9 protein-coding genes and 2 pseudogenes are annotated in these 11,334 nt (G+C 62.8%); 5 read left to right on the forward strand and 6 right to left on the reverse strand.

What is annotated here, in order from left to right; genetic code table 11:
- Positions 1-103: 103 nt before the first annotated feature.
- The 4 genes and pseudogenes from NKI59_RS34035 to NKI59_RS34050 form a co-directional block, all read right to left on the reverse strand.
- Positions 104-278, reverse strand: a pseudogene (locus NKI59_RS34035) (IS21 family transposase); the annotation flags it as partial.
- Between the two features lie 231 nt (positions 279-509).
- Positions 510-675 (reverse strand): annotated as a pseudogene (locus tag NKI59_RS34040) (IS66 family transposase zinc-finger binding domain-containing protein); the annotation flags it as partial.
- A 41-nt stretch (positions 676-716) separates the two neighbouring features.
- On the reverse strand, positions 717-4,061 hold the full coding sequence (locus NKI59_RS34045; protein ID WP_352708903.1) for an AAA family ATPase: 3,345 nt from the start codon (positions 4,059-4,061) through the stop codon (positions 717-719).
- A 194-nt stretch (positions 4,062-4,255) separates the two neighbouring features.
- Positions 4,256-4,837 carry a CPBP family intramembrane glutamic endopeptidase gene (locus NKI59_RS34050; protein ID WP_352708904.1) on the reverse strand — a complete coding sequence of 194 codons (582 nt, stop codon included), beginning with the start codon at positions 4,835-4,837 and terminating at the stop codon, positions 4,256-4,258.
- A 588-nt stretch (positions 4,838-5,425) separates the two neighbouring features.
- Here NKI59_RS34050 and NKI59_RS34055 point away from each other — a divergent pair.
- The 4 genes from NKI59_RS34055 to NKI59_RS34070 all read left to right on the forward strand — a co-directional run bounded on the left by NKI59_RS34055 (position 5,426) and on the right by NKI59_RS34070 (position 8,041).
- Positions 5,426-6,316, forward strand: a complete 891-nt coding sequence (locus NKI59_RS34055) for an ankyrin repeat domain-containing protein (RefSeq protein ID WP_352592406.1) — start codon at positions 5,426-5,428, stop codon at positions 6,314-6,316.
- Between the two features lie 286 nt (positions 6,317-6,602).
- Positions 6,603-7,409: a VOC family protein gene (locus NKI59_RS34060; RefSeq protein ID WP_352708906.1), complete on the forward strand. Its 807-nt coding sequence runs from the start codon at positions 6,603-6,605 to the stop codon at positions 7,407-7,409.
- Between the two features lie 82 nt (positions 7,410-7,491).
- A complete protein-coding gene (locus NKI59_RS34065) occupies positions 7,492-7,860 on the forward strand; it encodes a sulfotransferase (protein WP_352625188.1) in 369 nt (122 codons plus the stop codon).
- Positions 7,861-7,954: 94 nt separating this feature from the next.
- The gene (locus NKI59_RS34070) at positions 7,955-8,041 is read left to right on the forward strand and encodes a hypothetical protein (RefSeq protein WP_352625191.1); all 87 of its coding nucleotides are present in this window, start codon (positions 7,955-7,957) and stop codon (positions 8,039-8,041) included.
- 366 nt (positions 8,042-8,407) lie between these two features.
- Here NKI59_RS34070 and NKI59_RS34075 read toward each other — a convergent pair whose 3' ends face one another.
- Entirely contained in the window at positions 8,408-9,502 is a 1,095-nt protein-coding gene (locus tag NKI59_RS34075; protein WP_352708907.1) for an alkene reductase, read from the reverse strand.
- Positions 9,503-9,560: 58 nt separating this feature from the next.
- Positions 9,561-10,349, reverse strand: coding sequence for an SDR family NAD(P)-dependent oxidoreductase (locus tag NKI59_RS34080; protein ID WP_352708910.1), 789 nt, complete (start codon positions 10,347-10,349; stop codon positions 9,561-9,563).
- Positions 10,350-10,459: 110 nt separating this feature from the next.
- Here NKI59_RS34080 and NKI59_RS34085 point away from each other — a divergent pair, with 110 nt between their 5' ends.
- Positions 10,460-11,023, forward strand: a complete 564-nt coding sequence (locus tag NKI59_RS34085) for a TetR/AcrR family transcriptional regulator (RefSeq protein ID WP_023674676.1) — start codon at positions 10,460-10,462, stop codon at positions 11,021-11,023.
- Positions 11,024-11,334: the final 311 nt, after the last annotated feature.

The raw sequence follows: 11,334 nt of genomic DNA on the forward strand, positions 1-11,334 counted from the left end.
TGGCTCATGCTGTGCTGCTAACTACGCTCGAAAGGACGACCTTAAGAGCGCAGCTTCGCTACCGGGCCATGCTCCCGCAAGGCGGCCCTCGCCGGAGGCGTACAGGCCGTCGCCGGCCGCGAGCCTTTTGCTTTTGCGATGGCAGGTCCGGATGCTTTTTGATGCGATAGGCCGTCGCTCTGCTGATCGACGCCTTGGCCGCGGCAATCTCGGTCGTGTGTTCCTGTCGTAACTTCATAAAGAGCCGTCTGATGGTCGGTTACATGACGGCGTGGCACAAAGGTGATTCTCCATTCTCAGAAAATCGCCAAGGTACTTCAGCCAACCGCGCTCAACAGACGTCGGCAGTGGGCGTCGCGGAGGTGGTGTAACTCCGTTCGGGCTACGCCTCACTGCGTCACACCACCTCCGCCGAGTCTCATCTTGATTGATGCTGAATCTCATCCTGATCGCTGCGCCGCAGGCAGGCACGCAGAATGGCCGCGGGGCAGGCATATTAGGCCGGCGCACACGATTACACGCAGCTGCGCCGGACCGAGTCGAGCCGCTCTCTCACGTCCTCGCCGATCCGATGCAAGCCATTGCGGCAGCGTGGGCAGGCATGGTCCTCGATGTCGACGCTCCTTCCACCCGCGGCAGATGGGATGGCAACGCGCCGCGGTTCGTCCGACGCTTTCTGGCTCAGGAAGCCGCACGAGAGTAGCGTGGATCTCTATTCACCTCAAGGTGTCGAGCAGCGCCCTGGCCTCTTTGAGGTCGGGTGTCTCAAAGCCTTCGGTGAACCAAGCATACACCGGCGCGAGCAGATCGCGGGCGTCGGCATGCTTGCCCTCATCGCGCCAGAGTCGGGCGAGGCTGGTGGCAGCACGTAGCTCCCAGAACTTTGCGGATTGACGCCGGCCGATCTGGATCGCACTCTGAAACGCGGCGCTTGCCTCGCCTGGTCTTCCGCCGTCCGGCAAAGCTGTCAGGAACTGCCCTCGCAATCGATGCAGTTCGGCGTCCGGCCAGCGCTGCCCCGTCCGCTCGACCGCCGCCTTAGCCTCATCCAATTCCCCGAGCGCCCGTAGCACGTCACCGGAGAGTGCGCAGGCGTCGGCAAGCAGGCTGAGAAAGAATGGTCGCATCCATTCTGCGCCGCTGCCCGTCCACTCCGCGAGACCGCGCTCGATCGCCGCAATGCCGACTGCTCCGTGCCCTTGGCGAGCAGTGGCCCAGCCATTGACCACCGTCGCGCCGGCGCGCCACAGATCAAATTTCTGCTCCCGGGCCAATTCCAGCAAGGATGCGGAGTGCTCAGCGGCCACTCCAGCGTTGTGGCCATAGGCACCCGCCATCGCGCTGTACATCAGGGCAAACCCTAGCGTGTTCTTGTGGCCAACACGGCGCGCCAACGCCAGTGCTTCGGCTTGGCGGCGAGATGCTTGATCGGGGTAGCCCAGCAGCCACAGCACCCAAACCAGGTGCGACAGCACGGCAACCCCAAGGTCTTGTCCGAAGGTAAAGGCTGTGGAACCGTGCCGCTCCGGGTCGTACAGCGCAATAGCTTGCTCGAGGTGCTCCCGGGCGGCGGGCAACTCGCCCGTCATTTCGTTGGTCGCCCCGCAAATCCGGTGCGCTACGCATAGTCGCTCCGGGTCGGGGTGCTGCTCGGCCAACGCGAGAATATGTCGGGCGAGGTTCTGCTGCTCTCGAACCGCCATCCGGACGTATTGGACAGCCCAGAACCCATACAGCACGGGGAATTGTTGTGACACGTCGCCTATGGCCTCGACCAGATCCCGGGCGCGGGCGAAAGCGGCAGCGGTTTCAGACGCGGCGTAGCCGTGGCGGGCGATGCACGCCTGGCCGAGCATCGTCTGGAGATGCAGCTCGCGCTCCGCTTGAGCGCGGTCTTCCGGCAAGGTTCGCAAGAGTTCGATGCTCTTGGCAAGATGGCCTGTGGCTTCCGCAGCTGCCGAGCGCCGGAACGCGCGTTCGCCAGCCCGCTGCCAGTAATCGACGGCGCGCTCCATCAAGCCGGCTTGGGTGAAGTGATGGGCAAGCAGCTCAGGCTGGGTTTCGACCACGTCCGGCCACCGCTCTTCCAGCACCTTGGCGATCCGCGAGTGCAACTTCTGTCGTGTGCTACGCAGCAGGCTCACATAGGCGGCATCCTGAACGAGAGCGTGCTTGAAGGAGTAAGTAGCTTCGGCCGAGGTGCCGCGACGGAAGGCGAGACCGGCGCTCACGAGCTGGTCCAATCCTTGCGTCAATGCCGCCTCGGGAATTCTCGCCACCGCGGCCAGCAGCTCATGGCTAAACTCTCGGCCGATAACCGCGCCGATCTGCGCCGCCTGTTTTGCGAACGGCAACCGATCCAACCGTGCCACCAGTGAAGCCTGCAAGGTGCTCGGCACCGAAAGCGAGCCCGCGATATCGGGCTGACTGGCGCGCTCCAGCACGGCCTTGGTCAATTCCTCGATGAACAGAGGCACCCCATCGGTCTGCGCCACAATCCGCTCCAGCATCCCAGCCGGTAGCGCCTGACCGACGACAACCTGGCTTGCGAGCGCCGTTGCCTGGCGATTGCCGAGCCGGCTCAGCGCAATCAAGGTCACGCTGGTTTGGCCGACCCAAGGCGCCTGAAACTCTGGCCGAAAGGAAATGATCACCATCACTGGCAATGCGGCTAGACGCATGATTAACCTGTCCAACAGCTCAAGCGAACTTGGGTCGGCCCAATGCGCGTCCTCGAACAGGATCAGCACGGGGGACCGACGTGCCTTTTCGTCCAGAATCCGGTTCAACGCTCCGAAGGTCTGCTCCTTCTTGCGCTCCGGACTGAGAGCTAGTGGCGGATAACGCTCTCCGCCCGGCACGCTGAGCAACTCGGCGACGAGCGCTACCTCTTCCAGGGTGGCGCCGAGTGGGAGAAGCAGGGCTTCCAGCTTGTCAAGCCGTGCGCCCGCAGACTCGCTGCGCACGAAGCCGGCGTCGTTCTGCCAGCGTGCGATTATGGGCTGCAGTGCGCTGTCGCGGTGATGCGGCGAGCAGAAGTACTTGAGTTTGAGATGCGCCTCCCCGGCCACGCGCTCCTCGAGCGCAGCGATCAGGCGGGACTTGCCGATGCCGGGCTCGCCGGAGATGAGCACCACCTGCCCTTCACCATCTTTTGCTTGCTGCCAGCGGCGCAGCAACAGGCCGAGCTCGTCATCGCGCCCGACCAGCGGCGAGAGGGAAGCCGCATGCATTGCCGCGAACCGGCTCTCAACCAAGGCTTCGCCCAGCACCAGCCACGCGCGCACAGGGCCAGGCAGGCCTTTGAGATCAAAGTCGCCAAGCTCGCGGTACTCGAACAAGCCGCCGATGCGCCGCCGTGTTTCTGCGTCGATCAATGCGCAGCCAGGATCAGCGAGCGATTGTAGGCGCGCGGCGAGGTTTGGGGTCTCGCCTATCACCGTCTGCTCCTGTGCGGCGCCGGCGCCCAGCAGGTCGCCGACGACGGCGAGGCCACTGGCTATGCCGATGCGTGCGGTAACCCGTTCGCCGGCCGGGGCGGCCTGGCCGACCTCCTCCAGCGTAGCCAAAGCAGCGCGCACGGCGCGCTCGGCATCGGCCTCATCAGCTTGTGGCCAGCCGAAATAGACCAGTACACCGTCCCCCATATACTTTGCGACGAAGCCGCCATAGCGACCAACAGTCTCCGCGACGCAGCGATGGTAGGTCCCGATCACCTCGCGCATGTCCTCGGGGTCCAGGCGGGCTGCGAGTGCCGTCGAGCCGACGGCGTCAACGAACATGACCGTTAGCTGCCGCCGCTCAGCGTCTGGAAGCGGCGTGGCTGCCCCTGAGATCGCCGCCAGGGATCGCGTGGTCGAGGTAACCGCTGTATCCGAAGTCGCGCGCAGGGCGGCGATGGCGGCGAGCAGCTTGCGGCGGTGGCCGATCGATATGACCCCGAGCGCCACGAGATCGTCGGCGGTGAGCTGGGGAAGCGTATCAGCTTCAATGTCGTTTTCGCGAAAAGCCGGCTCGTATTGCTGCAGGCCGAGGCTCAGGAGCCATGCCGCGATATCCACGCCCCTTCTCCTCTTCGGCTGCGGGGGGCTGCTCTGTTCCCCGGACTATATCCCAAATTGATGGAGTAGGCAGAAATCTCTCTGGCCAGGCCGCTGAAACGAAGATATCGGCCGTGGACCGGCGGCTGAACTCCGAGATACCAAGATCGCTGCCGCCGTCTGCTGCAGCGGATGGTTCGGCGCTGTGAGGACACTTAGGCAAGCCCGAATGCCAGGACCAGGAAGCCCATTGCTCCGAACCCGGCATGGATAACGATCCCGGCCCGTGTGCTGCGACGCCGCTGGACGACATAGGGCAGGAGCAACGTGATCGGCACGAGCGTCAACAGGACTTGCCAGGGGAAGGCAGCGTGGAACAGCAACCACAGTATCCCATTGACCAGCCAAGCCCGCTCCCCGAAGGCAACCTCTTGCCGCGGCAGTGCGACACCCCGCCAGACAAACTCTTCCCCAATGACGTTCAGTACAAAAAACGGCAGCCACGCGCCGAGAATCCAGTACCGCCCAGGACCGAGCGGCTCGAAAGCCATGAACGAGGGATGAAGAGTCTTCCCGTCTTGCAGCATCAGGAGCGCGGCGCCGATGCCGCCGGTCAGCACGCCGACAGCCGCCAGCCCTCCAATTGCCCAGAGCCAGTCGCCGCCATTCATCGGGCGAAGCCACAGCCGCGCGCCCAACGACCCCGGCCTTCCTGAACGCCGTTCCCGATACAACAGCAGGGCAGCCGTGAGAAGCAGGGGGCCAAAAAGGACGATGCTTGCGGCCAGGAACCACATCACCACAGGCTCTGCCCCGGTGGCGGAGACGAACGCCGGGACGGCTACCCGCGTTGTCAGGAACAGCAGCAGAGCACCCGCGCCGAACAGAGCAGCGGAGCCGCCCAGGCCCAGCGGAGGAACCCGATCAGGCTCCGGCCCGTCGCGCCTTTCATAACCGTTTGCTGTCAATGGCCATTCTCCCCCCGTGTGCCGAACGAATAAGTTAAGCCGTGCCACGAAGCGGCATGAGCATTGCACCGCTTAATGAGAGCAGGTTATCAGTGGATTTATGGACCGCATAATCCGCCGCACATCGCGCCGATGCGAAGGCGGGCGTGAGGGTGGCCTACTGATGCCGCGCGAGCCGGTCCATGGGTGCGTTTGCTTCGGCCAACTTGGCCAGCGCTTGGTCGTGACCCGGATGGGACCTCACCGCCCGTTGCGAGACAGCCAGCGAGGTAGCCGGTCTTGAAAACTCTCATTCTCTTAAGGGATTCCACAATCTGTTTAGGCAACAGATGGGCGTGGTAGCATCAAGGATTTTGAGGTAAACTTTGCCGCCTTGAAATCGTGCCGCGTCCTCCGGCTTGCCTTAGGAGATGTTAAATGCGCGGGTTCTTGCTCTTCATTCCGCTACTGCTTCTACACATCCCGATTATATCGCATGCGGCCGACATTCACGACGCCGCGAAAGAGGGCGACGTCGGGGCGATCACGGCAGCGCTCGATGCAGGTGCCGGCGTCGATGAGAGCGATGGAGACGCAACGCCGCTCTATTTTGCGGTCATGATGGGCCACATAGAAGCGGCAAAACTGCTCATAGAACGTGGCGCGGACGTCAACGCCCAGACGACTTGGGGTCCCCCGCTGATGGCGGCTGTAGGGGTAGGCAAGATCGATCTGTTAAATCTTTTGCTGGAGCATGACGCAGATCCAAAGTCCGACCGTGGCGGCGAATCCGCTCTTCATGTCGCCGTCACTCTCGGTTGTCTCGACTGCGTGAAGGCACTGGTCGAGGCCGGCGCAGACGTGAATGCGAAGGCAATGGACGGCAAGACACCACTCCATCTGGCAAAACGCCAGGGGCAACGCGAAATTGCCGACTATCTCATATCCCACGGCGTGGTCTTGCCAACACCAGCTCCGGTCTCAATGAAGTTGGCTTCTGCCGATGTCGAGAAAGGCCGAACCACCTTCACCCGCGCGTGTAACCGTTGCCACAACGCGGAGCCAAAGGGAGGGAACAAAATAGGACCGAACTTGTGGAGCGTCGTCGGCCGCGACAAGGCATCTATGGCAAATATGCGTTACTCCGACGCCTTGCTGGGCTGGGAGGGTGTATGGACGTACGAGGACCTGAACAGATATCTCTTCGGGCCTATGCTCACCACACCGGGCGTTAAGATGGAGACGCCTGGTGTCCCGGACGAGACCGAACGGGTCAACCTGATCGCCTACTTGCGCACACTCAGTGACAAGCCGATCCCGCTGCCTTGAATCGATGATCTCTTGCGCAATTACTGCTACGGGCCTGCGTCGGCTAGTTTGCTCAAATAGTTACCTTTGGTGACCCAACGGCCCGGCTACCACAGGCGAATACGCGCCGGGAACGGTCGACCCGAACTAGGCGCCAGACAGGCATATCTTTCGCAGCTAATGTTCCAGCGCTGCAGGGAGACAACGGCCGATGAAGTGTCAAGAAATTCTGGCCAACACCACCCGTCTCGGCCCGGTTCATCTGCGCGTCGTCGACATTCCCGCCGCCTTACCGGTCTGGCGTGACGTGGTCGGCCTCTCGACCCTGACCAGGGACGGCGGGATCGCCGAACTCGGCGTCGACGGCAAGACCCTTATTGCGCTGCACGCCGGGGCAACAACCGTCCTGCCGTCAAAGTCCCGCGATCTTTTTCATGTCGCCATCCACGTCACGACCCGCAAGGAATTGGCCCGAGTCGCCGCCCAGCTGCGTGCCTCCGGCCTGAGGCACAGCGCTCAGGATCATCTGATCTCGGAATCCCTTTACGTTTCCGACGCTTCAGGCAACGGAATCGAGATCTGCTTCGACACGCCCGAGCGCCTGGCCTCCAGGGAAGAGATGGCTGGCGGCGGTGTTTTGCTTGTCGCCAAGGACGGCACGAGACATTCCGGGCTCGAACCTCTCGATATCGATCGATTGCTGCAGGAGCTCGACCCGGCGGACCGTGTCAAAGTCCCGCTGGCGGCGGATTCCATCATCGGTCACATTCATATGCGCGCGCGGTCGCCCGAAACGCTGATGGCGTTCTACCTCGGCGTGCTTGGCTTCAGGCCACATATCCAGTCTGCAACGTTTGGCTTGTTCGACTGCGGCACCGAGGAACGCCCACACATGGTGGCGTTCAACATCTGGGCTCGCGACGAGCTGAAGGAGCCACCACTCGGCGCGGCAGGTCTGGAGCATTTTACCGTCGTGCTTCCCACCCAGGAAGACTTTGCGGGCGTCGCGCGACGTCTCGAGGATGCGCACGTGCCCTCGCTGCAAACTGACGGGGCACTGGACCTCTCCGACCCTGAGGGAAACCGACTGCGGATGGTGCTCGCGAAAGACTGATCTGACGGCTGTGGGCCTGAACGGGGGAACAATGACGATAAGGGTAATCGGAGCGGGCTTCGGTCGGACGGGGACGGATTCGATGCGTGAGGCGCTGACGATTCTTGGCTTCGGCCCCTGTCACCACATGTTCGAAGTCATGGCCAATGAGGACCAGAAACGGCTTTGGCGTTCGCTAGCGAAGGGCGCGGCACCAGACTGGAACCAGCTGTTTGCGGGCTACGCGTCCTGCATCGACTCGCCCTCGGCACACTATTGGCGTGACCTGATTGACTTCTATCCGGACGCCCTGGTCATCCTGACATACCGATCGCCGGAAGCTGGTGGAAAAGCTTCGAGAAAACGATCCTGGCAGCTATCAGCCAGAGCACGGATCAGGAGTCACTGGGTCTTGCGTTGGTCTCCAGGCAGGTCTTCGGCGGCCGGCCGCACGATCGCGCCAATGCCATAGCCGTCTACGAAGCCAATGTAACGGCGATCATTGCGACAGTACGCCGGGTCGACTGCTGGTCCACAATCTGGGCGACGGATGGGAGCCGCTCTGCCTGCATCTTGGCGTGGCAGTACCGGACCAGTCCTATCCCAATCGCAACAACACCAAGGAGTTTCAGTCGGCCCTTGCACAGAACTAGTCTGACCGTCTGCAAGAGGTCATGGGCGTGAATTCGGCCGAGCGCGAACGGCAGGTTTGGAGAAGCACCATGTCGCGATATGGCGCATCCTTCCTGTTCGTGAACCGGAAGGATTGACCCATTCACGACAGTCGAAATCACGGTGAATGGGTCCGCTTGCGCCTGTAAAGCGAACGTACGACGTGCTACGAATCTCGTCTGGCTGGTCCTGGGCGGACCAGAGCAGCTAACGTCTTTGCTATAGCCCTCCATGGCCCTCCTGAATCCCTGGGTTTGGTCACCAGTTCGAGCGGAGCGCCAGAGAGATGCCCTGAGGCGCTGCTGTCACGTGGGATGGCTGCCTCGCAGGCGCCGCCCTCCGATAGCTCATGGGCGGCTTGAGGCGGCGATCGCGGGATAGTCGGTATAGCCAGCGGAGCCGCCGCCATAGAGCGTCGCCGAGTTGAACTCCGTCAGCGGCGTGCGCGTCTTCAGCCGTTCCACAAGGTCGGGATTGGCGATGAACGGGCGCCCGAAGGCGAAGAGGTCCGCCTTGCCCTCGGCGAGCCGCGACGCCGCGAGGTCGAGGTTATAGCCGTTATTGGCGATATAGGTATTGTTGAAGCGCCGGCGGAGCGATCCGAAGTCGAACGGCGCGACATCGCGCGATCCGCCCGTGGCGCCCTCGACGACATGGATATAGACGATGCCCAAAGCATCGAGTTGATCGACGATATAGTCGAACTGCGCCTGGGGGGCGCTGCTCGAGACGCCGTTGGCGGGCGAGACGGGCGAAATCCGGATGCCGGTGCGCTCTGCGCCGATCTCCTCGACCACCGCAGTCGCAACCTCCAGCATCAGCCGGGCGCGGTTCTCGACCGATCCGCCATAAGCATCCGTGCGGACATTGGCACCGTCCTTGGCGAACTGGTCCAGCAGATAGCCGTTGGCGCCATGAATCTCGACGCCATCGAAGCCGGCCTCAATGGCGTTCGCGGCTGCTTGGCGGAAATCGTTGACGATCCCCGCAAGCTCGTCGAGCGCCAGCGCGCGGGGCGCCGAAACCTCGACAAAGCCGTTGTTCACGAACGTCTTGGTCGCGGCCCGGATTGCCGAGGGCGCGACGGGCGCGGCGCCGTTCTCCTGCAGATCGACGTGCGAGACGCGGCCGACGTGCCAGAGCTGCAGGAAAATCCGCCCGTCCTTGGCGTGCACCGCGGTCGTGACCTTTCGCCAGCCGTCGATCTGAGCCTGAGAATAGATGCCGGGCGTGTCCTGGTAACCTTGTCCCTGCCGCGAGATCTGCGTGGCCTCGGAGATCAGCAGGCCGGCGGAGGCCCGCTGGCCGTAATACTCGGCGGCAAGATCGCCCGGAACGAAGCCCGGGCCAGCGCGATTGCGCGTGAGGGGCGCCATGACGATACGATTGGAGAGCGTCAGCGAGCCGAGAGAATAAGGCTCAAAAAGTGCTTTGTTGGTCATAGGTCACCTTGTTTGTCCCCGCCGCGACGAGGTCGTTATCAAATGGATTCGTTGGTGCTCAGGCGACCTTGCGGTACCGCTCGGCGGGATGTTCGTTCCGATAGTTCGGAAGCATGGCCTGGCGCGCGGCCTGAAGCGCGTCCCACTGCCCGGCATCGGGAAGCGGCGGGATGGTCACCGGTTCGCGGCGGTCGAAGCCGACCAGCGCCGCATCAACCAGATCGTCCACCTCCATCACGTTGGAAAGCGTGTTGATGTCGGCGCCGACGTGGTCCCAGATCTCCGTACGCGTCGTGGCGGGCAGCACGGCCTGGACGTAGACACCCTTCGGCGCGAGCTCGAGGCTGAGCCCCTGCGACAGAAACAGCACGAAGGCTTTGGTTGCGCCGTAGACCGTCATGCCGAACTCCGGCGCCAGGCCGACCACGGAGCCGATGTTGACGATCGACCCTTCGCCAGCTTTCGCAAGACGCGGGGCCATGGCGCTGGCAAGCCGCAGAAGTGCGGTCGTGTTGAGCGCAACCAGCCGTGCGACGTCATCGGTACTCTGCTCGATGAAGCTTCCGCCGATGGCTGTTCCGGCATTGTTGACTAGAATCCCGATGCGGGCGTCATCGCGCAGCCTCGTCTCTACCGTTGCAAGCTCGGCAGGCTGCGTAAGATCAGCCTGGATGATGTCGATCGCAACGCCAGTTTCCTGACGGAGCCGGGCTCCCAGTGCCTCCATTCGTGCCACGTCACGGGCAACCAGCACGAGGTCGTGTCCGCGGCCGGCGAACCGTTCGGCATAGGAAGCTCCGATGCCCGTGGAGGCGCCGGTTATGAGGACTGATGGAATGGTGGTCATGGCATTGCTCTTTTCTCTGATGGAACCTATATTCATGACGATCATCATGATTGCGGCTAAATATGATGGGCATCATGTAAATGTCAACGGGGCCGACGGAGAATTTTGAAATGAAGGTCAGTCGAGAGCAGATGGCGGAGAACCGTCACCGGATATTGGATGCGGCCAGCCGGCTGTTTCGCGAGAAGGGGTTCGACGCGGTCAGCGTGGCGGAAGTGATGAAGGCCGCCGGGCTCACCCATGGCGGCTTCTATGGCCATTTCAGTTCGAAGGACGACCTGATCGCGCAGACCCTTGCCCACGTCCTCGCCGCGGACTCAGGCGGAGGGGGCGATCTTCGCGCTTATGTAGGTTCCTATCTTTCGCCCCGGCATCGCGACAACTGCGCCGGCGGTTGCCCGACGGCGGGCCTTGCCGCAGCCATCCGCCATCAGACCCCGGCTGCACGCTCGGCCATGACGGAAGGCCTACGATCGCAGATCGACCGTATCGGCAAGGCGCTGCCGGAGTTGGATCCGGCAGACAGACGCCGCGCGGCGATCGGAAGCTGGGCAGCGATGGTGGGGGCAGTAATCCTCGCCCGGGCGATCGACGATCCCGCGCTCTCGGATGAAGTGCTTGAGCAGACGCGTGCCTGGGTCGATGCCGGGATCAGCCAAGTGTCTGCCAGCTAGGTGGTCTGCGGCAGGAGTGCTCTTGTCGAGAGCAATGCGGCTATCGGCGGTGGTTGGGTGGCTATCTTGCAGAATATCGCACCGCAGCGTGCAATCAGCGGGATTCGCGGACCAAGAGGGTTTCGAACTTCCCTGTTCAGGCAATCGCCCAATTTCCGCTAAACTGGCGAATGAAGCCGTTCAACGGCAGAACATCGAATGACCGCTCCTGTGATGGGTTTCGGATGCCGGCCGTCTACTGAGATGGCGTGGCTCGAGGCCGGCGTCCGGAAGCCTCCAGGGAAGGAACCCGCGGGGTGGAGATTTCGGTT

This window comes from Mesorhizobium sp. M0598, assembly GCF_040320865.1.
Classification (GTDB): Bacteria; Pseudomonadota; Alphaproteobacteria; order Rhizobiales; family Rhizobiaceae; genus Mesorhizobium.